Genomic DNA, 21,032 nt, shown 5'->3' with positions numbered 1-21,032 from the left:
ATTTTTCAAAGAAACGCTAGGCAGAAAAACGTGGCAAATGGGCGGCGGCAATCAGCGATTGAGTATATGCATGCTGAGGCGAGGACAGCACGTCAAGGCAGGGGCCCTGTTCGACCACTTCACCATCCTTTAGCACCATAATACGGTGCGCCATGGCACGTACTACGGCTAAGTCGTGGCTGATAAATAGATAGCTAAGCTGACGACGTTCCTGTAACTGACGAAGTAGCGTCACAAGCTGCTTTTGTACGGTACGGTCCAGCGCTGAGGTAGGCTCGTCCAACACTAGAAGTTCAGGCTCTAAAATAATGGCTCGGGCCACGGCTATTCGCTGGCGCTGTCCGCCGGAGAACTCATGGGGATAGCGTGCCGCACAGCCTTCAGGTAAACCCACCTCAAGCAGCGTTTTTTGTACACGCCGGGTAACTTCATCGAGTGAAAGCGCGGGATAGTGAAAACGTAGCCCCTCACTCACGATATCAAACACCGGCATACGCGGTGAAAGCGCACCGTATGGGTCCTGAAATACCATTTGTAAGCGATGACGCTGGTGCCGTAGCGCATTGCCCGTAAGCTGGCTCAAGGTAGCATCACCCAAGATAACGTCTCCCTGACTGTGCACCAGACGCATAATCGCGGATGCCAGCGTCGTTTTCCCTGAGCCTGACTCGCCGACAATGCCCAGCGTTTCACCGGGCGAAATACTCAAGTCGGTTGCTTTAAGCGCTTCAAAGGGGGGGGGCTGGCGTTTGAATAGCCCTGTTTTGGGTCGCTTAAAACTAACGCTTAGCTGGCGAGCGGTTAATAAGGGCGCCGTATTGGCAGGCGCTGCCGGGCGGCCTTCAGGCTCCGCTGCTAACAGTGCTTTGGTGTAATCACTTTGTGGGTTTTGAAAAACCTCTTCAACTGGCCCCATTTCCTGAATCTTACCGCGATACATCACACAAACCCGCTCGGCATAGCGGCTTACAAGATTCAAGTCGTGGCTGATAAACAACATGCCCATGCCATGCTGATCGCGAAGCTCTTTTAAAAGGCCGAGTATGTCTTGCTGGACGGTGACATCCAGCGCGGTCGTCGGCTCATCGGCGATTAGTAGTGCTGGGTTATTGGCAATGGCCATGGCAATCATGACGCGCTGACGCTGACCACCGGAGAGTTGATGAGGCCAGGCATCCAACAGCTCATCAACGCGGGGCAGTTTCACTTGTTCAAGCAGTTCTCTGGCCCGCGCTCGCGCCGCTTGCCCACTTAACCCTTGATGCAGGCGCAGGGTTTCCCCAATTTGCTTACTGATACGGTGTAAAGGGTTGAGTGATGTCATGGGTTCTTGAAACACAAACCCTACGCGGTTGCCACGCACGCTGTTCCAATCGCGCTTGCCAAGTTGATTGAGGTCAGTCTCCTCTAGCCAGCGCTCGCCGCTTATCATGGCATTGCGGGGTAAAAGGTTAATAGCCCCCAGTGCTGAAACGGACTTGCCCGAGCCGGACTCACCCACAATCGCCAGCGTTTCGCCTGCATTGACCGTTAATGAAAGCGCATCTACCACTACATTATCATCAAAGGCAATCGTGAAATCCGTTAGCCGAAGTAGTGGTTTAGGCATGTTGGGTGTCCTGCGCAGGCGTTTGGCGCTGATTAATGTGGCGTGGGTCGAAGGCATCGCGCAGCCCTTCACCAATAAATACAAGCAAGGAGAGCATCACGGCAAGCGTCATGAAGGCGGTAATACCCAGCCATGGCGCGTGCAGATTATTTTTACCCTGGGCGGCAAGCTCCCCCAAGGATGGGGAACCTGGCGGCAGGCCAAAGCCCAAAAAGTCGAGCGCTGTTAACGTACCAATCGCCCCGGTAAACAGAAAGGGGATAAACGTTAGGGTAGCCACCATGGCATTCGGCAGGACATGGCGCCACATAATCAGCCGAGACGGCAATCCCATGGCTTTTGCTGCGCGTACGTATTCCAAATTGCGTGCTCGTAAAAACTCGGCCCGCACAATATCGACCAGACCTAGCCATGAAAACAGCAGCATAATGCCCAGCAGCCACCAAAAACCGGGTTGCACGAAGCTTGCTAAAATAATCAGCAAAAACAGTACCGGTAGCCCCGACCATATTTCAGTGACCCGTTGGCCTATAAGATCCACCTTGCCGCCAAAATACCCCTGCACACCGCCCGCTAGAACGCCTAACGCCAGCGACCCTGTCGTAAGCACTAACGCAAAAAAGACAGAGAGCCGAAAACCGTAGATAACGCGGGCCAGCACATCGCGCCCTTGGTCATCCGTGCCCAGCCAGTGGCGACTATCCGGGGGAGCTGGTGAGGGTTGTTGCATCTGCATGTCCAGCGTTTGATAGGAGAACGGAATAAGCGGCCATATGGCCCAGCCGTTGTCACTAATTTGCTGTTGAATAAACGGGTCCAAATAGTCAGTACGGGTGGGAAGAAAGCCCCCGAAATCTGTTTCCGGATAATCCACCAGTAAAGGTGTATACCACTGCCCGTCGTAGTTCAGAATAAGCGGCTTGTCATTGGCAATCAGCTCGGCAAACAGGCTGATAATGAACAGCACGCCAAACAACCAAAGCGATATCCGCGCGCGACGATTTGCTTTAAAGGCGGCTAAACGGCGCTGCGTAATGGGGGATAGCCGTGATGTAAAACCGCTCATTTTCACGACTCCCTCGTTGCAAAGTCGATGCGTGGATCCACCCACACGTAGGTCAAATCGGATATCAGCTTTAGCACAAGCCCGATGACCGTGTACAAAAACAGGGTGCCGAAGATGACCGGATAATCCCGCTGCATAACGGCTTCAAATCCTAGAAGGCCCAGCCCATCAAGCGAGAAAATCACCTCAATCAGCAGGGCGCCGGTAAAGAAAATTCCAATCATCGCGGCCGGCAATCCCGCAATAATGATGAGCATAGCGTTACGAAAAACATGACCGTACAAAATGCGCTGTTCGTTAGCACCTTTGGCGCGAGCGGTGAGCACGTATTGCTTATGAATTTCGTCTAAAAAGCTGTTCTTGGTCAGCATGGTAAGCGTGGCAAAGCTGCCGATAGCGGCCGCTGTGACGGGCAACGTGATATGCCAGAAGTAGTCTTTTATTTTGCCGCCTAGCGAAAGGTCCGCAAAATCTGGAGAGGTTAGCCCTCTGAGGGGAAACCAGTCCCAATAGGTGCCGCCCGCAAACAGCACAATCAACAGGATGGCGAATAGAAAGCCCGGTATCGCATAGCCGACAACCACCAGCCCTGAGGTCCACACATCAAAACGTGAGCCGTGGCGCAAGGCTTTACGAATACCTAGTGGAATGGAAATCACATAGACCAGCAGGGTGGTCCACAAGCCCAGAGAAATGGATACCGGCAGGCGCTCAATTATCAGCTCGACCACCGGGCGGTCGCGGAAAAAGCTGGTCCCGAAGTCGAGCGTAAGATAATCGGTCATCATGCCGATAAAGCGTTCATGGGCTGGCTTGTCGAACCCAAACTGCTGTTCCAGCTGTTCGATAAAGCGGGGATCAATACCCCGTGCGCCCCGCGAATCATCGCTTACTTGAACATCTGCTCCGCCCATGTCTAAACGTGTGCTGGCCATAGCGTTGGCGCCTTCAAAACGCGCTAGCATCTGATCAATGGGGCCGCCGGGCGCGGCTTGAACAATCATGAAGTTAAGCAGCATGATGCCGAGTAGCGTCGGTATCATCAGTAGCAGTCGGCGTAGGGTGTAACGTGCCACAGAGTGCACTCCAGTCGTTATTATTTAGCCCTTCAGCGACGCCGGTGACGGCGCTGTAATTCTGCTTCACGGTCGGTATCGACCCACCAGGCATCTAAATCCATTGCGTATTCCGGGAAAGGCTCTTGATAGCCGAACTTGTCCCATACTGCAATACGCGTTTCGCCGGAGTGATAGTGGGGGATGGTGTAAAAACCCCAGCGCAGCACCCGGTCGAGCGCGCGCGTCGCTGTATCCAGTTTCTCCCGGCTCTCTGCGCTAATAATGTCCTCGATTAATGCATCCACTGCCGGGTGGGCGAGCGCCATTCGGTTACGGCTTTGCGGCGCTTTGGCGGCCTCACTACTCCAGAAGTCGCGCTGTTCGTTACCGGGGTTATTGGATTGGGGGAAATGGCTGATCACAATATCGTAATCGTAACTACGCTGGCGATTAAGATATTGGTTAATGTCCACGATCCGCATGGTGGTCTGTACACCGAGACGCGCCATATTGCGCAGCATAGGCTGTACCACACGCTCAAGACTTGCATCGTAAAGCAGCACTTCTAACTGTAAGGGCTTGCCTGTTTCAGTATGAACCAGTACGCCGTCTTCCACTTGGTAGCCCGCTTCGTTCAGCAAGTCGAGCGCCCGGCGTAAGCGTTCGCGCAGGTCCGTCGGCTGGTCGATAGGGAGTGCATCGGTAAATATTCGCTCAGAGCGATGAGAGGCTAAAAGCTCTTCTCGATAAGGCTCAAGCAGGGCGAGTTCTTCCTCTGATGGCAGGCCATCAGCTTGCATCTCTGAGTTCTGGAAATAACTTTCGGTACGCTGATAGGCGTTATAAAAAATATTGGTATTCAGCCAGGGAAAGTCGAACGCCAGGCTGAGCGCTTCGCGTACGCGCGGGTCTTGGAACTTCTCCTTACGAAGATTGAATACGAACGCCTGCATGAGCGAAGGATTTACATCAGGGACGGTGATGCGTTTCACCAACCCTTCGCGATACGCCGGGAAATCGTAGCCAATGGCCCAGGTCGCCGCACGGGCATCGGTCCTGAAGTCGGTTAAGCCCGCCTTGAATGCCTCCCAGGCAATATCCCTGTCTCGGTAATAGTCGTAAACCACACGATCAATATTGTAGCGGCCGACATTAACAGGCAGGTCTTTACCCCAGTAGTCGTCGTCCCGCTGATATACGATGCGCCGGCCTGGGTCGACGTCACTGATGCGATAAGGGCCGGAGCCTGGGTGTGCTGTCAGTGTCGGGGCGGCAAAGTCACGGGGTTCCCAGTAGTGGCGGGGGAGGATCGGTAACTGCGTGATGATTAATGGTAATTCACGAGACTCAGTACTACTAAATTCGAAGCGAACCTGGTGTTCATTTAGCGCAATGGCGTTATCAACATCGGCATAGTAACTGGCGTAAAAAGGATTACCCTCTTCACGCAGCAGGTTAAAGGAGAACACCACATCGTACGCGGTTACCGGCTCGCCATCTTGAAAACGTGCTTCGGGGCGGAGGTCAAACTCAATCCACTCCCGGTCAGGGTCCAAGCGGACGCCTTCCGCCAGTAATCCATACACGCTGAAGGGTTCGCCTGGATTGCTGGTCATTAACGTATCGTATATCTGGCCTACGCCGGTGGCCGGCGTGCCACGAATGATAAAGGGGTTGGTGGAATCAAAGCTGCTGCCCACGGCGGTGTGGGTGATGGTGCCGCCCTTGGGAGCCAGTGGATTAACATGAGGGAAATAGGCAAAGTCGGCAGGTAACTCAGGGCTATCGTAAAGTGACAGCCCATGCACCGTTTGAATCGATGTATTGTTGCTTGCGACGCTATCTGCAGGCGTTAGGCTATTGCCAGCCATGATCTGCGGTTGAGGTTCAGCCTCTGTCGGTTCTGCAAAGGCTGACATACTCATGATGAGGCAGCTAACGATTAGCAGCGTCTTTACAAACACACCACGTGGCATTGGTTACGTCCCATGTGAGCAGATCTTGTCAACTCATTGCCCTGAAAGTGTCAGGAGTTGGCCTGGTTGTAAAGCATTAGGTCGATCAAGCGCATTCCAGCGTATCAAGTCATTTTGGTTAACCTGGTAGCGGCTGGCAATGGCGGATAGATTGTCTCCACGTTCAACACGATGAACGTTGGGCGCTTGTGTCGAGGCAAGTTCGCTAGACGTGGTTTGCGAAAGCTGAGCTAATACCTGTGTATCGGCTTCCTCAGGTACTAAAAGCGTTTGTACATTGCGGGGGTCGATGCTGCCGTTGAGCAGCCCTGGGTTTAGCTCGGCTAGCGCTGATTGGCTGACATCTAAAAGCTGTGAGGCTTGAGCGATACTTAAGGGTTGCTCCAGTTTTACTTTGGCAAAGGCTGGGTCCATGTGAATGTCTGGCAGGCTAATATCAAAGCGTTCCGGATCATTAATGATGGTCGCGATCGCTTTTAGTTTGGGAATGTACTGCATGGTTTCATGCGGTAACGATAGATCCCAATAGTCACCCGCCAGCCCCTGATTTTGTGCCTTGCGTAGAGCGCGATTAACGGTGCCCGCTCCGGCGTTGTAAGCCGCCAACGAAAGCATGATGCCGCCCTCGTACCACTGATCCGCCTGCATCTCAAGGTAATCAAGCGCCGCTGCGGTGGAAGTGAGTACGTCCAGGCGCCCGTCATAATTGCCGTTACGAACCAGACCCAACGCATCACCTGTGTTGGGCATGAACTGCCAGAGCCCCGCTGCGCCACGATGGCTGCGCGCACTGGGGTCGAAGGAGCTTTCGACAAACGGAATCAAGGCGATTTCGCCGGGTAGGCCGCGATCACTCACTTGTTGAGTGATCCAGGCAAGCCAGGGCGTGGCGCGCTCAGTAATTGTGGCTATGTTTTCGGGGCTGGCGCGATAATATTCGATCCACTCATCCACGCGGGCCTGAGCGCTGGGGGGCAGTGTTAGCTCCTGCCACTGAAACGTTTGACGCAGCGCTGTCCAGGCATCCTGATGCTGAAGCTCTAGGTCTTCCCAAAAACTGGTGTGGAAAGAAGTCGAAGCCGCCTGCGTTGAAGGCGTGTGCTCTGTGTAGGAAGTAGCACTATTAGAAGGGCTATATGAGAGTGCTGAGGCTTGTGAGTTAGCGGCAGCGGCCAATAACAAGCCCATAATTACCGTACTGCCAGCGCTTAATACCAAGCGCTGTCGCATCGTTCGATAGGTCATAGTTTAATTCATTTGGTTTCTGGAGCGTTCTTAAAATCGGTTCTTCCACTCACGTAGAGTGGCGAACGTCGCGAGGTCGTTGTCATTAGCTCCCTGTTCTCCTGCCGCTTGGCGTACGCTTTGCGTACCGACGCGCAGGTAGGGATTAATTTTCAGCTCGCGTCCTATTGTGCTGGGTAAGGTGGGGCGATTTAATGCCCGAGCCTTTTCACACTCACTTAAGGCATAAGTCACATCGTCATTCTCTGGGTCAGCTGCGTGGGCAAATACAAGATTCGCCTGTGTGTATTCATGAGCAGCAAAGACCAGTGTATCGGCAGGTAGTTCCGCGAGTTTGTTCAATGACGTGTGCATTTGTTCGGGTGTGCCTTCAAATAAACGGCCACAGCCTGCACAAAACAGCGTATCTCCACAAAACAGTAGTGCCGGAATACCCGGCGTATAAAAGCTAATGTGATCAAGCGTGTGCCCAGGGGTTGCCATGACATCAAATTGGCGTCCCATCACACGCACGGTGTCGCCGTCACCGACATGCTGATTAATACCCTGAATATCCGGATTCGCTGGACCAATGACATGGGGAGAGTAGCGCTTGATGAGCGTTGCTAAGCCTCCCGTATGATCATGGTGATGATGGGTAATCAGAATGGTGTCCAGCGTCAGCGACTCACGCTCTAACAGCTTGATGACAGGATCGGCCTCACCAGGGTCCACCACGCAAACGCTTTGACTGGTATCTTGTCTCAATAGCCAAATATAGTTGTCGCTAAGGGCGGGAATCGGTGTCACGCTCATCATGGGCGAGATCCTTTTAAGGGTTGCAAACCTGCTGTCATTACGCTGATAAGTACGTTGAAAAGACACATAGAAAGCGTTAAAAAGCCGTTACTTTGGAGGGAAGCGCTGTCCATGTCAAATTCGACAACGGCCGATAAGGCGATGACCAGCCGCTTGGTAAATAGCCAGGCCTACTGGAAAACGGATGCTGGTCGATCACTTTGGGACGTGCAACGTGCTTGCCTGGGGCCCGTGGTTGAAAGCCGGGCGGGTAGGCATAGCCTGGAGATAAGCATGGGGCCTTCTTTGATGACCATGTCGTCGATACCGCACGCGGTCCGCTGGGTTCCAACGCTTGAATTCGCCACCAGCCCATCAACGTTGGTCTGCCCACCTGACCGTTTGGCGTTGCCTGATCGTTGTATGGATGTGGTCATCATCCACCACTGGCTAGAGCAATTGGAAAACCCTCACCACACCCTACAAGAAGCGGCACGAGTGACGGCTGACAACGGAATGCTGGTGCTCTTTGGTTTTAATCCTCTGAGCGTTAAAGGCCTGGCACATCAGTGGCGTAAACGCCGGCCCGAATTCCCTTGGAACGGGCAGTGGCACAAGCTTGGGCGACTGCGTGACTGGCTAGCATTTGTCGATTTTGAGGTCGAACGCGTAGACTATTGCTGTTTTAGAGGCTTGCTGAATGCGTCTTGCCCCGAAGGGCGAGAGGCGCTGGGGCGTCGGCATAATTTGCCTTGGGGGGAAAGTTACATGATCCAGGCACATCGCCGCCAGCAGTCGGCTTACGTCAAACGCATTAAGTTTGCGCTACAACGCCCTGTTTCCTCTTCATCGCTCGGTGCTACACGCAGAGGTAAACCGGCGCATAACCAGTCTCATCAGGATACGTAGCGCCAATACCTGTTAATAAAGGATGGAAAGATTGAGTAATCAAGCGGCCGAGCAGCTACCGCAGGTCACGGTATATACCGATGGTGCATGTCGGGGAAATCCTGGCCCTGGCGGTTGGGGGGTGGTGCTGTCTAGCGGCGAGCATGAAAAGACCTTAAAAGGTTATGAAGCTGACACCACTAATAACCGGATGGAATTAATGGCTGCCATTATGGCGCTGCGCACGCTCAATAAGCCGTGTGAGATCGCGCTATGGACCGACTCTCAGTATGTTCGCCAAGGCATTACTCAGTGGATTCACAACTGGGTTAAACGCGGCTGGAAAACCGCCGCCAAGCAGCCAGTCAAGAACGCCGAGCTGTGGAAAGCGCTGCACGAAGAGACCCATCGACACAAGGTAGAGTGGCACTGGGTAAAAGGGCATAGCGGGCATCCAGGTAATGAGCGCGCTGATGCGCTCGCCAATGAAGCCATTGATGAGCACCAGCAGAGGAGAGCATGATGCGCCAAATTATCATGGATACCGAAACGACCGGTATCGACCCCAAGGATGGCCATCGCATTGTAGAGATTGGCGCCGTTGAAATGGTGAATCGCCGTTTTACTGGGCGTACCTATCATCAATATATCAACCCTGAGCGGCATATCGACGCAGAAGTCGTGGCAATTCACGGCATTGACGATGAAAAGGTCGCAAACGAGCCAGTGTTTGCTCAAATAGCGGACGAGTTCTGGGCTTTTATCGAAGGCGCAGAGCTGGTTATTCATAATGCCCCCTTCGATGTGGGTTTTATGGATCATGAATTTGGCCGGTTAAATAAGCAGCGCAGTGGAGCGCCATTAGGTCCGGTGCGTGAGCACTGCCGCGTTCTGGATACGCTCACAATGGCCCGGGAGCTGCATCCAGGTCAGCGTAATAGCCTGGATGCCCTGTGTAAGCGTTATGACATTGATAACGGCCACCGTGTGCTCCACGGGGCGTTGCTCGACTCCGAGATTCTGGCCGACGTTTATCTGGCCATGACGGGAGGGCAAACGGCATTGACGCTGGATGCTGCCACGTCTTCAGAAGAGCAGCAGGCCGATTCGTCAAATGAAGGCCTATCGGTTCAGCGGCTAACGCTTACACCCGGTCAGTTGCGTGTCATCCGTCCAAGCGCACAAGAGCACGCCGCTCATCAGGCAAAATGCCAGGCACATAAGCTGAATTGGTTTGAGGAACGTGATCACAATGCTTAGGCGTGAGATTCCGCACCATGTACGTGAAGGGCGCGTTGTTCGTCTATCGCGCAGCCAACTGGCGCCAGCCCCTCTATTGGGCGACCAGGCACTGACGCCGCTTCAGCCTTATCAGCCTTGGACTGAACAAATGCAGCCGTTGTGTTACTGGAATGACGAGCCAGTAGCGCTATGGGTTGATAAAGAGCCGGGTGATGGCTGGATTGATGGGCGCCAATGGATGGCGGATCTGCCCAGCGGGTGGTTTAGCTTGATTTCTACCGCGCTTCAGGTTGGCGCATGGCTTGAAAATCACCGTTTTTGCGGACGTTGTGGCGCTGCGGCCACGAGGCTTGAAGCTGAATTCGCCATGCACTGTAATGCGTGTGGGCATCGCAACTATCCACGCATTTCACCGTGTATTATCACTCTGGTCACCAGTGGTGAAGCGATGCTGTTAGCACGAAGCCCACGTTTCCCGCCAGGACGCTACTCGACCCTGGCAGGCTTTATTGAACCGGGTGAGTCAGCCGAAGAGGCTGTCCATCGTGAAGTGTTCGAGGAAGTGGGTGTACATGTTGATAAGCTGCGCTACCACCAAAGTCAGGCATGGCCATTCCCCCATTCACTGATGTTTGGTTTTTTTGCTGAAGCGACCACGCGGCGTATTAATATCGATGGGGTAGAGATTAGCGATGCGGCCTGGTTTTCGCCGCGGCAACTACCTTCGTTGCCGCCGCCGTACTCCATTTCACGTGAACTGATTGAAACGCATTTGGCTAAATGGCGTGAGTAAGCCACTAACACCCTGGCTTAAAAAGTTCACGGCGAGCGTTTAGTTGGGAAACAGGCTGGTGAGTTTGGTGGCTAGCATTACGTTACCGGTTGCTTTTAACTTGCCAGTCATAAAGGCGGTCATGCCATTGATATCACCGGTCATAATACCCTTGAGGGTATCTGTGCCCATGCTCAAGCTGACCGAAGGGTCATCATGTTCGCCTTCCTGAACATCCAGAGCGCGATCCTTGATAACAAGGTAGTGATCACCCGCATCTTCAAAGTGAAATTGAAATACTTCGTCCATACCCTCAGCCGCATCCGGATTAAAGCGTGCTTTCAACTTATCAAGCGTGCTGTTTGACATAACTATCTCTCCAAAGGCGGTAAAATATATAAATGGATCATCAATGACCCGATGAATGTGAATGAGAGTATTTTAAACAATCGTTTAGTTCAAGCCGTGCGAACGGATATTGAACGATAGTGCTAAACCTTGGCAGGAGCGTATACGTGAGTGAATGGATAGCAGGAATGGGCACCTTTCTGGTGCAAGCGACGATGGTTGTTGGATTGCTGGGAGGCGTCGCCTTGCTGATCTTGCGCAGCAAAGCAACTCAAGAAAGTGATCTTCAGTTGCATATTGAGCCACTCAATGAGCAGCGTCAGTCGCGTAATCGCCGTCTTCGCATGGCTGCCACTGAGCAGGGCGCGCGTAAAAAGATGCTTAAGGGGTTTCGCCAGGAAGACAAGAGTCGTCAAAAAACAGCGAAAAGCAAAGAGGCTACTCCATCAAAGAATAGAGTATGGGTGCTGGATTTTCACGGTGATATCAAAGCTTCTCAAACGGAGCTTTTCGCTCAGGAAGTATCGGCCATTATTGATGTCGCTGAGCCCAATGACGAAGTAGTGGTACGTTTGGAGTCTGCTGGGGGGCTTGTGCATGCCTATGGATTGGCGGCCGCACAACTGGATAGGCTGCAAAGCGCGGGCCTTACTACCACCGTGTGTATCGATAAGGTGGCGGCCAGCGGCGGATATATGATGGCCTGTACGGCTCAGCATATTAAAGCTGCGCCGTTTGCGGTAATTGGCTCAATTGGTGTGGTAGCTCAAGTGCCGAACATTCACCGCCTTCTTAAACGTCATGATATTGACGTTGAGCTACTTACGGCGGGTAAGTACAAGCGCACGCTAACGGTGATTGGTGAGAACACCCAGGAAGGCCGTGAAAAATTTGTAGAAAACCTGGAAAATACTCATCGCCTGTTTAAGGACTACGTGAGTAGCCACCGCCCTGAAATGGATATCGATACTCTGGCAACAGGGGAAATTTGGTACGGCAGCGAAGCCGTTGCCAATCAGTTGGTCGATAGTCTGGGCACCAGTGAGGCGTATCTGGTTGAACGAATGGCCGACGCCAATGTATACCATGTGCGCCTTGAAGCGCCGAAAACTATCAGCCGAAAAATAGGCTTGGCAGTCTCGGCGGGTGTAGAAAACGCCGCGCTAAAGGCTCTCAGCATGTTGGAGGCCTCCGGCTGGCAGCGTCGGTAGTCCCTAAAAACAGTGCGTTTTTTACGTTGTATAGTGCTGCGCCAGGGTGTCTAAAATTGCCTTGGCGCTGTCGCTACGCAAGGAGTAATAAATGGTTTGTGACTCACGTCGTGTATTGACCAGCTCATCCCTACGTAAAATAGCCAGATGTTGCGAAAGCGCCGATTGGCTCAGTGAAAGCTGCTGATTAATCTGCGTGACCGAAAGCTCCTCCTCGGCCAGTAAGCAGAGTATTTGTAGGCGTTTTTCATTCGCCAAGGCTTTTAATAAATTCGTAGCGGATACAAGGTTTTGGCAGTTATTTTCGAGCAGACATGCAGCGGCGCTTGAGGACGCAGACATCATAATCTCCTTGCCTACACTGGACGGGAAGCGGTCATTTGTAGTGTTTATACATGCATTTTTATCAATTGTTATGCCATCGCCGCAGTGCAACGATGATTAATTTAATAATCGGTAATTTAGTGAGTTTTGTCCAAATCTTCATTTAACGGTTAATCAATGATAACGCTGGCTCTTTAACGTCTTCCCTGGCCCATTGTCCGTCTTTAGCCGATAGTATGAGGGTGAGTACGGCAATTACTTTATAGAGTAGAAGCTATTCAATGCTACTTCGATAATACAATAAAGACAGGGTCATTATGAGCCGCTACCAAGAATCCTACCTGCAAGCGAGCAGTCAGCCCGAACACTTCTGGGCTGAGCAGGCCAAACGCCTGCCCTGGTTTACGCCACCTACACGGATTCTTACCTATGATGACCAGCAGCATGCTCGCTGGTTTAGCGATGGTGAGATCAACATCTGCTATGCCGCGCTCGACCACCATGTTGAGCAGGGCCGAGCGGAACAGCCTGCTATTTACTGGGATTCACCCGTAACGCATGCCAAGGCAACGTTAACCTACCGGCAACTGCGTGATCAGGTAGCCTACCTTGCCGGTGCGCTTTCCGAACTTGGCGTAAAAAAAGGGGATCGAGTGGTGATTTATATGCCCATGATTCCTGAAGCCTTGGTCGCGATGTATGCCTGTGCGCGGATTGGGGCCGTCCATTCCGTCGTTTTTGGCGGTTTTGCGCCTCACGAGCTTGCGGCAAGAATCGAGGATGCTGAACCCAGCGTGGTGGTTGCTGCCTCCTGTGGTGTTGAGGTAGATAAGGTCATTCCCTATAAGCCAATCATTGACCAGGCGCTGGCATTAAGTACTCACCAGCCGAATGCCTGTGTGATTTATCAGCGTGACATAGCACCGGCTACCTTGGGCGAACGTGATTATGACTGGAAGGATTTAGTGGCCAGCGCCGCCTTTGCCGAATGTGTTCCCGTAAAAGGGACCGATCCCCTGTATATCTTGTACACCTCAGGCACGACGGGAAAACCCAAAGGTGTGGTACGAGATACTGGTGGTTATGCGGTGGCGCTTGAGTACTCGATGGAGGCAATTTACGCCCTGGAGCCAGGCGACGTATTTTTTACTGCCTCAGATGTAGGTTGGGTGGTAGGCCACTCCTATATCGTTTACGCCCCGCTACTGCGAGGCTGTACCAGCGTTGTTTATGAAGGCAAACCGGTCAATACACCCGATGCGGGTAGCTTCTGGCGCATTATTGAGGAATACAACGTCAAAAGCTTCTTTACCGCGCCCACGGCTTTTCGGGCAATTAAAAAAGCGGATCCGGATGCCGCGCTGTTTTCCCGGTACGATATCAGTAGCTTGAAGTACGTGTTTGTAGCGGGTGAGCGACTTGACCCGCCTACATTTCATTGGCTGGATGATCTGCTGGATGTGCCGGTGATTGATCACTGGTGGCAAACCGAGACAGGCTGGCCGATTGCTGCTAACCAACCAGGCTTGGCAACCATGCCTATTAAAGCGGGGGCGGCGACCTTGCCGGTGCCTGGATTTAATGTACAGGTGTTAGGCCGCGACGGCGAACCCGCAGCACCCATGGAGCAGGGGAGTGTGGTTATCAAGCAACCGATGCCGCCTGGGTGCCTGGTGGGCATTTGGCATGACCCCCAGCGTTTTCATAGCGCTTATATGGCGGCGTTTCCGGGTTACTACTTAACTGGCGACGGCGGCTACTTCGATGAAGAGGGTTATCTGTTCATTATGGGGCGCACCGATGACGTGATCAATGTGGCAGGGCATCGGCTCTCCACCGGAGAAATGGAGGAGGTGGTGGGGGCGCATCCTGCGGTGGCTGAATGTGCGGTGATTGGCATCCACGATATGCTGAAAGGACAAATTCCCCTTGGCCTGGTGATTCCCAAGGATGGATTTAACGGCGATGAAATAGCGCTTGAAAATGAGCTGATCGCGCGTGTCCGTGAGTATATTGGTCCTATTGCATGTTTTAAGCAGGTACTGGTGGTCAACCGTTTACCGAAAACCCGCTCTGGAAAAATATTGCGAAAGTTATTGCGCACGATTGCAGATGGGAAGGCATTTGGGATCCCCTCCACCATTGATGACCCGGCAAGCTTGGAGGATGTGCGTATCGCCATGTGTGAACGCGCTATCGGCGATGCCGATAAAGCAACGCCGCGTGATTGAGTCAATTAAGTGCTGACAGGCAGGGTGGTGACTTTTAATGCAGTTAAGAACGCGTATAATGCGCGGCCAGCAGCGCTATGCGCTTTCTTATGAGGGTTCCCTAACCCCTCTTGGCTTGTAAAAAAAGGTCATTTTGCATGTTTGCACTAAGTGATACGCAGTACCGCCGTTGCCTCGTGGTAATGGTCGCCTTCCATATCGGCATTATTGCTGCCAGTAACTACCTTGTTCAGCTGCCGTTTACGCTCTTTGGGTTCCATACCACCTGGGGAGCGTTTAGTTTTCCGTTTATCTTTCTGGCCACTGACTTAACGGTCCGCCTTTTCGGCAAAAATGCTGCACGCGCCATTATCTTGCGCGTGATGTTGCCCGCTCTGGTCGTGTCGTATGTTGTGTCAGTCGTATTTCCGCGGGGCAGTTTTGCCGGGTTTGAAGCACTTGGCGAGTGGAATGTGTTTGTGGCGCGCATTGCGCTGGCAAGCTTTCTTGCGTATGTCATAGGGCAGTTACTGGACGTGCAGGTATTTGATCGCTTGCGCCAATTGGCCTGGTGGGTAGCGCCGGTATGCTCGACGGTGCTTGGCAATCTTGCTGACACTTACGCGTTCTTCTCCACCGCATTCTATAACAGCCCTGACGCCTTTATGGCCGCAAACTGGCTAGAAATTGCTGTGGTGGACTATGCCATAAAGCTCGCCATCAGCCTGCTGTTCTTTCTACCCTTGTACGGCTTGCTGCTTGCCTGGTTGACGCGCCGCTTGGTGGTTTGGACGGGGCATACCGACCTATCTCCACGTACGGTTTAATAATGTACGGCTAATCGTTGTTGCTTAACAATGACGGCCTTGTTGACAATCACCTGATTAATCAACGCTTAGGGAGTTTACATGACTGATGCTGCCACGGTGGACCTTCACTATCTGGAAATGGAGAGTGAAGGAGCTCCCGATGCGACACCGCTTGTGGTGATTCATGGCTTAATGGGTAGTGCCGACAACTGGCGCTCCCATTTGAAAGTCTGGCAGCGTTCGCGCCGCGTCATTGCCGTGGATTTACGTAACCATGGTCGTTCACCGCATAGCGATGATATGCGTTATGCCACGATGGCCCAGGATGTCATTGCACTGCTCGATAGTCTCTCTATTACTCAGGCGCATGTGCTTGGCCACTCCATGGGCGGTAAAGTTGCTATCAGCCTTGCAAGGCTGGCGCCCCAGCGCGTAGTGACGTTGACAATAGGCGATATCGCCCCGGTCGTTTATCAGCATGGCCATGATGATATTTTTGCGGCCCTTAAGCGTGTTAGAGAAGGCCGGCCAAAAAATCGTCGTGAAGCCGATGAGCTGCTGGCTGAACACGTTGATTCGCGATCTACACGGCTATTTCTGGCGACCAACTTAGCGCGTACCGAAGAAGGCGAGTTGGGGCTGCGTATAGGGCTGGATGAGATTCAGCGAGGGTATGACGATATTATTGACTTGCCTGCGGGAGAAGCCCCTTACGAAGGCCCGACGCTCGTGCTTCGCGGCGCCCAGTCGCACTATGTGACGGACGATATGCTGCCTGTCTTGCGTGAGATGATGCCCCAGGCGCGCGTTGTAACGCTTAAAAACGCAGGTCACTGGCTTCACGCAGAGCAGCCTGAGGCGTTTCAGCAAGCCGTTGAGGCCTTTTTGGAACACCATGAGCGCTAGGCTGCTTGAAAACAGTGCCTGCACTTAACAGGTCTTAATGATAAGCCCCCGCTACGAGTTTCTCCTGAACAATCAGCGCTCCCGGATTAAAGAGTGTAAGGGTCAATGGCCAAACGTGATGTGGGCAGTTCAGCGTCTATTAGCCCTTGCTGTAAAAGATACGTTTCAAACGTTGCATAACGGCGTGCGTTCAAGGTAGCAGGGCTTAATGCGATCCGGCGTAGAATATCCGGCCAGGCGTTGGCATTGGTTGCGTTATCAAGAATGGGGTGAGCACCAATCAGCGTTTCCCAAGCGGACTCCGGATTTTCCACCATCCAGTTGCTGGCTTCTTCTAACGCCACCAAAAAACGCGACCACGTATCGGCTTTTTTGGCTAATGAGTTGCTATTGGCCACTACAATTAGCCCATCATGGCGTGGAATGCCCAGCTCGTTATAGCGCACGGTGTGCGTGGCAATGCCGTTTGAGGCTAATTGCTCGGGCAGAAAATGATAAAAGCCGTCAGCAATGGCATCTATGCTCTCTTCAGTAAACGCATTGACCACATTAAAATGAACGCTTTGGGGCGCTAAAAATGTATCGGTTTGGCGTACGGAGCGCGGCACGAGCTTGGGAACCAGCAAGTTGGCACCTTCTCGGGTGTTGTAGCCATAATGAAGCCCGGCCAGGTGCGTCGCATTTTCCGGTTGAGCGTCGCCAGTGACAATGACGGCGTTAAGCGGCGTTTCAATCAGTGTCGCAATGCGCGTGATGGGAACATCTTCGTGGGCAAGTAGATGCAGCAATGGCTGGCGCGTTAACGCTAAATCCACTTCTCCCGCTGTCAGCAGTTTTATGGCGATCGCAGGGTCCGCCGGTGTTTGAAGCTCCACTTCCAGCCCCTGTGCGCTAAACAGGTCTCTCGTTTGCGCAACGACCAAGGCCGCATGCTGAGGACTAAGATACCAGTCCAGCATTAAACGCACGCTTTTCAGTGGCGGCGGCTCAAGCGGAGCTGGAGGTGCCAGTGCCGTAGTGGGGACTTCATCAACAACATCACTGTCAACGGATGGCCACAGCATGTCAGGAATCATAATGTCACTTTCAAGAGAAAGCGGTGTCTGATCCTCCTTCGGCGTGTCTTGTTCTGCATAAGCTAATGAATATGCGAAAAATAAACAAAAAATCACCATCAAAAAACGTAAGTGCCTATAACCAGAAAGGCAGCATGACATAATCATAACTCCTGATATCGAGATGGCGGAGTTTATCCCTGACAAACGGTGCGTGACTAGCCTTGAACGTGTTGGTCTGCTGAGTTCGCACAGTAAATTTACCGGTAGCATGCAATAATAGTGTGGCATTGATGTAGAGACGGAGAGACATGGACGGAATTTACACCTTCTTTTTAATTGGTGGTTCTCTAATGGCACTGAGCATTTTGGCGAGCCGGCTCTCGTCAATGGTTGGTGTGCCACTTCTGCTCATCTTCCTGGGGCTAGGTATGCTGGCAGGGGAGGAAGGCGTTCTTGGCGTTGCCTTTGACGACTACTCAATGGCGTTCACAATTGGCCACCTCGCGCTTGCCATGATTCTGCTTGATGGCGGTTTACGTACGCGCCTTAAAACGTTCCGGGTAGGTTTTAAGCCGGCACTTTCGCTGGCGACTTTCGGGGTTTTTATCACCAGTGCGGTCGTGGGCATGATCGCTATGTGGGTGTTTGATTTAACGCTGGTGCAAGGGTTATTGGTGGGCGCTATTGTGGGTTCCACCGATGCTGCCGCCGTTTTCTCAATGCTTAGCGGTCGTGGCGTGAACCTCAACGAGCGGGTAGGGGCAACGCTTGAGATCGAATCGGGCACCAACGACCCAATGGCGATTTTTCTGACCTTAATGCTAGTAGAGCTTTTGGTCGGTGATATGGGCGGGGTATTTGAAACCCTGACCTTCTTTGTTTCTCAGTTTGGTATTGGCTTGATTGTCGGCATTGGCGGTGGTTGGCTAAGCGCCAAGCTTCTCCGCTGGCTGGATTTAGCGCCAGGCCTTTATGCCATGCTGGCATTGGCGCTGGGCTTTAGCGTTTTCGGGCTTACCAGCGTACTGGGAGGCAGTGGCTTTTTGGCGATTTACCTGGCAGGCCTGATGATCGGCAATCAGCCTGGCCGACACCTTAACTTTATTCTTCCCGTACACGATGGCCTGGCGTGGTTAAGCCAGATTGGCCTTTTCCTGGTGCTCGGGCTTCTGGTAACACCCAGCCAGCTGTGGGACGTTGCATTGCCCGCAAGCCTGGTTGCGCTGGCACTTATCTTCATTGCGCGCCCTTTGGCGGTCTTAATTACCATTAAGCCATTTTTTAAATTTCGCTGGCGTGAAACCTTTTTTATCGCGTGGGTAGGTTTAAGGGGGGCAGTGCCCATCGTGCTGGCTATTTTCCCCGTCATTGGTGGGGTAGAAAATGCGTCACTTTACTTTAACGTCGCCTTTGCGGTTGTGTTGTTGTCTCTATTGATACAAGGCGGCTCGCTCACGTTGGCAGCCCGATTATTAAAAGTGGAGGTGCCAGTAGGCACAACGCCTAACCGCCGTGGGCCGCTGGGGATTTTGCCAGATAACGATTTTGAGATGTTTGTTTACGTGGTCGAAAACCGGGACCTCGAAGATGTGCCCATCCGGCTGCTGCGCTTCCCGTCGGGTGCGTTGATTTCAGCGCTGTTTCGTAATCACACCATGCTGCATCCCAAGGGCAGCACGCGATTGAAATTAGACGATGTCATCTGTGTGATAGGGCGCACAGAAGATCTTTCTGCGCTAAATCGCTTATTCAATGGCGATGCTGGCCTCAAACATGAGCGTGCATTCTTCGGTACCTTCACATTAGAGGGCGATGCACTTATGCAGGACGTTGCTCAAGCGTATGGCTTAACGCTAAGCCCGGGTGAGCATAGTATGACCCTCGCCGAGTTCGTCGCACTGCGCGTGGGCGGGCATCCTGTCGTGGGTGATGATGTGGATTGGCATGGTATTCACTGGGTCGTCAGCGAAATGGAAAAGGGCACGATTACCCGTGTAGGCCTGCGATTGTATTAATTGGGCTAGAAGGTATTGACTTCCAAGGGAATACTGCTATTATACGCACCCATAAGCCGGAGGGATGGCAGAGCGGTTGAATGCACCGGTCTTGAAAACCGGCATAGGTTAATAGCCTATCCAGGGTTCGAATCCCTGTCCCTCCGCCATTATTCGAAAGGAATCAGCTACTTAGCTGGTTCCTTTTTTCGTTTCTGGGTACGAAAAAAGGGCGAAAGTATAACGAGGGGAACACCTACCGTTATACAGCTCAGGCTAGACCAGTGCACAATAGACTAATGTCTAATCAGAAATGAATTCTTCGGCCCCTAAGGTGCTGACTCGAAGTACCTTCTTGGCTCGCAAATAAACCTCTGTGGTTCTCCGATCGCTGTGCTGCAAATTGGTACTCGCATCGAATCCTTGCTCGTCAGCATCCGGTGCTTCTTCAGACTGCCAACGGCGGGTACTCGCCTGAAGTGCGGCTCCAGGAATGGATCGGCAGCAGTGAGTCGACGCGGTACCAGACTCGGGTTGGGACGGGCCTAAATACCTTTGCCATCGTCCTCCCCGCGCGGACCGTAGGGCGTACTTTCATCCTACAATTACGTCTAAATGGCACTTCTGGCGGAGGGCTCCAGTTCCATGCGTACCAACGCTTCATCCGTACTCTTACACTCAAGGACAATCGCTAATGCCTAAATATGCCGTTGCCAAGCAAACCGGAGAAATTTTGCAAGTTATAACTGGTGGATTCCGGTATATCGAAGTTCCTGAAGAAGAGGATGTTCATGATACTACTCACTATATCGACATATCGAATGATGAAATAAAAGCCAAACAAAAAATAATGATAAGAAGTAAAATCAATGGGTTAAGTTTGACTATATCGGGACTTCCTTCTGGTTTGAATGTTGAAACAAACGGAATGGCGATAATTACTGACGACGAACCGCTTGTAATTGAATACGACGTGCCGGGCATCTATCAGGTTGCGCTTAGTGGCCGGGTCGACTATTTGGACGAAGTGTTGGAGGTAACTGTTGACCACTCTTAAAGCACACACTTTTATTAGCCGCAGGGATGCTGAAGGTCACTACCTGGCTCTCGTGGATAGTGAAGCCGCTAAGGCGCGGCACGTTGATCCCGCACAGGAAACTATATACCAGCGCAAATTGATCGAAGCGGTTAACGGTTATGGACCGTTAATTGAGGCGGAAGCTTCGGCTACCGGCGTCGAAGTAACAACTGTAGCGGCGGCTGTAATTCAGCAACGTGAGGTTTGGGAGCAACACGCTCACGCTATCGAAGTAAAACGAATTAAAGCGAAAGCAGACATTAGAAATGCCGCTACGCCAGCAGAGATGCACCGCATCGTTGCCGCATTCAAAGAGCAACTAACGCCCTAACCCTGCTACAATTATCCTTTAAATTGCCCCACCGTGAGGTGCTGCATGCCCCGTCAGAATGAAGCTACGTTTTTACGTGGCGTACTCCGTAATAATGAAGCGGCCGCGCAATATTGCGAGATGCTGTTTC

Annotated in this window: 20 protein-coding genes and 1 tRNA gene; 12 read left to right on the top strand and 9 right to left on the bottom strand. The window is 52.5% G+C overall.

Annotation, left to right across the window (positions count from 1 at the left end; translation table 11 throughout):
* Positions 1 to 16 precede the first annotated feature (16 nt).
* The 6 genes from ACT3TJ_RS13590 to gloB are packed head-to-tail and all read right to left on the bottom strand — an operon-like array spanning position 17 to position 7,752.
* Complete coding sequence (locus tag ACT3TJ_RS13590; protein ID WP_444622346.1) at positions 17 to 1,609, bottom strand: ABC transporter ATP-binding protein; 1,593 nt, start codon at positions 1,607 to 1,609, stop codon at positions 17 to 19.
* Entirely contained in the window at positions 1,602 to 2,675 is a 1,074-nt protein-coding gene (locus ACT3TJ_RS13585) for an ABC transporter permease (protein WP_172118775.1), read from the bottom strand. The genes ACT3TJ_RS13590 and ACT3TJ_RS13585 overlap by 8 nt, the downstream gene beginning before the upstream one ends.
* Positions 2,676 to 2,677: 2 nt before the next feature.
* Entirely contained in the window at positions 2,678 to 3,751 is a 1,074-nt protein-coding gene (locus tag ACT3TJ_RS13580; protein WP_172118774.1) for a microcin C ABC transporter permease YejB, read from the bottom strand.
* A 32-nt stretch (positions 3,752 to 3,783) separates the two neighbouring features.
* Complete coding sequence (locus ACT3TJ_RS13575; protein WP_444622347.1) at positions 3,784 to 5,709, bottom strand: extracellular solute-binding protein; 1,926 nt, start codon at positions 5,707 to 5,709, stop codon at positions 3,784 to 3,786.
* A gap of 33 nt (positions 5,710 to 5,742) precedes the next feature.
* Entirely contained in the window at positions 5,743 to 6,954 is a 1,212-nt protein-coding gene (locus ACT3TJ_RS13570) for a transglycosylase SLT domain-containing protein (RefSeq protein WP_193054593.1), read from the bottom strand.
* A gap of 30 nt (positions 6,955 to 6,984) precedes the next feature.
* On the bottom strand, positions 6,985 to 7,752 hold the full coding sequence (gene gloB, locus ACT3TJ_RS13565) for a hydroxyacylglutathione hydrolase (protein ID WP_193054592.1): 768 nt from the start codon (positions 7,750 to 7,752) through the stop codon (positions 6,985 to 6,987).
* A 111-nt stretch (positions 7,753 to 7,863) separates the two neighbouring features.
* Between gloB and ACT3TJ_RS13560 the strand changes: the two genes are divergently transcribed.
* Genes ACT3TJ_RS13560 through nudC form a run of 4 tightly spaced genes read left to right on the top strand, consistent with a single transcriptional unit; the run spans position 7,864 to position 10,654 of the window.
* Positions 7,864 to 8,640 (top strand): class I SAM-dependent methyltransferase, encoded by a 777-nt coding sequence (locus tag ACT3TJ_RS13560; protein WP_444622348.1) that lies wholly within the window; start codon positions 7,864 to 7,866, stop codon positions 8,638 to 8,640.
* A gap of 22 nt (positions 8,641 to 8,662) precedes the next feature.
* Complete coding sequence (gene rnhA, locus ACT3TJ_RS13555; RefSeq protein WP_406565437.1) at positions 8,663 to 9,142, top strand: ribonuclease HI; 480 nt, start codon at positions 8,663 to 8,665, stop codon at positions 9,140 to 9,142.
* Positions 9,142 to 9,879 (top strand): DNA polymerase III subunit epsilon, encoded by a 738-nt coding sequence (gene dnaQ, locus ACT3TJ_RS13550; protein WP_172118769.1) that lies wholly within the window; start codon positions 9,142 to 9,144, stop codon positions 9,877 to 9,879. Before rnhA ends, dnaQ begins: the two co-directional genes overlap by 1 nt.
* Positions 9,872 to 10,654: an NAD(+) diphosphatase gene (gene nudC / locus ACT3TJ_RS13545; RefSeq protein ID WP_444622349.1), complete on the top strand. Its 783-nt coding sequence runs from the start codon at positions 9,872 to 9,874 to the stop codon at positions 10,652 to 10,654. Before dnaQ ends, nudC begins: the two co-directional genes overlap by 8 nt.
* Positions 10,655 to 10,693: 39 nt before the next feature.
* Here nudC and ACT3TJ_RS13540 read toward each other — a convergent pair whose 3' ends face one another.
* On the bottom strand, positions 10,694 to 11,002 hold the full coding sequence (locus tag ACT3TJ_RS13540; RefSeq protein ID WP_172118767.1) for an SCP2 sterol-binding domain-containing protein: 309 nt from the start codon (positions 11,000 to 11,002) through the stop codon (positions 10,694 to 10,696).
* Between the two features lie 146 nt (positions 11,003 to 11,148).
* On the opposite strand from ACT3TJ_RS13540, the gene sohB reads away from it, so the two are divergent.
* Positions 11,149 to 12,192, top strand: coding sequence for a protease SohB (gene sohB, locus ACT3TJ_RS13535; protein ID WP_444622350.1), 1,044 nt, complete (start codon positions 11,149 to 11,151; stop codon positions 12,190 to 12,192).
* Positions 12,193 to 12,213: 21 nt separating this feature from the next.
* On the opposite strand, the gene ACT3TJ_RS13530 is transcribed toward sohB, so the two are convergent.
* Positions 12,214 to 12,534, bottom strand: a complete 321-nt coding sequence (locus ACT3TJ_RS13530) for an ArsR/SmtB family transcription factor (protein WP_087111368.1) — start codon at positions 12,532 to 12,534, stop codon at positions 12,214 to 12,216.
* Between the two features lie 299 nt (positions 12,535 to 12,833).
* On the opposite strand from ACT3TJ_RS13530, the gene ACT3TJ_RS13525 reads away from it, so the two are divergent.
* The 3 genes from ACT3TJ_RS13525 to ACT3TJ_RS13515 all read left to right on the top strand — a co-directional run bounded on the left by ACT3TJ_RS13525 (position 12,834) and on the right by ACT3TJ_RS13515 (position 16,441).
* Positions 12,834 to 14,747: a propionyl-CoA synthetase gene (locus ACT3TJ_RS13525; protein ID WP_444665874.1), complete on the top strand. Its 1,914-nt coding sequence runs from the start codon at positions 12,834 to 12,836 to the stop codon at positions 14,745 to 14,747.
* Between the two features lie 137 nt (positions 14,748 to 14,884).
* Positions 14,885 to 15,553, top strand: a complete 669-nt coding sequence (locus ACT3TJ_RS13520) for a 7-cyano-7-deazaguanine/7-aminomethyl-7-deazaguanine transporter (protein WP_444622352.1) — start codon at positions 14,885 to 14,887, stop codon at positions 15,551 to 15,553.
* 81 nt (positions 15,554 to 15,634) lie between these two features.
* On the top strand, positions 15,635 to 16,441 hold the full coding sequence (locus ACT3TJ_RS13515) for an alpha/beta fold hydrolase (protein ID WP_444622353.1): 807 nt from the start codon (positions 15,635 to 15,637) through the stop codon (positions 16,439 to 16,441).
* An 86-nt stretch (positions 16,442 to 16,527) separates the two neighbouring features.
* Here ACT3TJ_RS13515 and ACT3TJ_RS13510 read toward each other — a convergent pair whose 3' ends face one another.
* On the bottom strand, positions 16,528 to 17,505 hold the full coding sequence (locus tag ACT3TJ_RS13510) for an ABC transporter substrate-binding protein (RefSeq protein ID WP_444622354.1): 978 nt from the start codon (positions 17,503 to 17,505) through the stop codon (positions 16,528 to 16,530).
* A 302-nt stretch (positions 17,506 to 17,807) separates the two neighbouring features.
* On the opposite strand from ACT3TJ_RS13510, the gene ACT3TJ_RS13505 reads away from it, so the two are divergent.
* From ACT3TJ_RS13505 to ACT3TJ_RS13490, 4 genes are all read left to right on the top strand, one after another.
* Positions 17,808 to 19,514 (top strand): potassium/proton antiporter, encoded by a 1,707-nt coding sequence (locus ACT3TJ_RS13505; RefSeq protein ID WP_193057185.1) that lies wholly within the window; start codon positions 17,808 to 17,810, stop codon positions 19,512 to 19,514.
* Between the two features lie 58 nt (positions 19,515 to 19,572).
* A tRNA-Ser gene (locus tag ACT3TJ_RS13500) sits at positions 19,573 to 19,663 on the top strand.
* Between the two features lie 524 nt (positions 19,664 to 20,187).
* The gene (locus tag ACT3TJ_RS13495; protein WP_444622355.1) at positions 20,188 to 20,550 is read left to right on the top strand and encodes a hypothetical protein; all 363 of its coding nucleotides are present in this window, start codon (positions 20,188 to 20,190) and stop codon (positions 20,548 to 20,550) included.
* A complete protein-coding gene (locus tag ACT3TJ_RS13490; protein ID WP_444622356.1) occupies positions 20,537 to 20,902 on the top strand; it encodes a hypothetical protein in 366 nt (121 codons plus the stop codon). The genes ACT3TJ_RS13495 and ACT3TJ_RS13490 overlap by 14 nt, the downstream gene beginning before the upstream one ends.
* The last annotated feature ends 130 nt before the right edge of the window (positions 20,903 to 21,032 follow it).

Origin of the sequence: Halomonas sp. AOP30-A1-24, from assembly GCF_052378165.1 — a bacterium.
Classification (GTDB): Bacteria; Pseudomonadota; Gammaproteobacteria; order Pseudomonadales; family Halomonadaceae; genus Vreelandella; species Vreelandella citrativorans.
The sequence above is the reverse complement of the archived record's forward strand: the minus strand, read 5'-3'. Positions and strand labels throughout refer to the sequence as shown.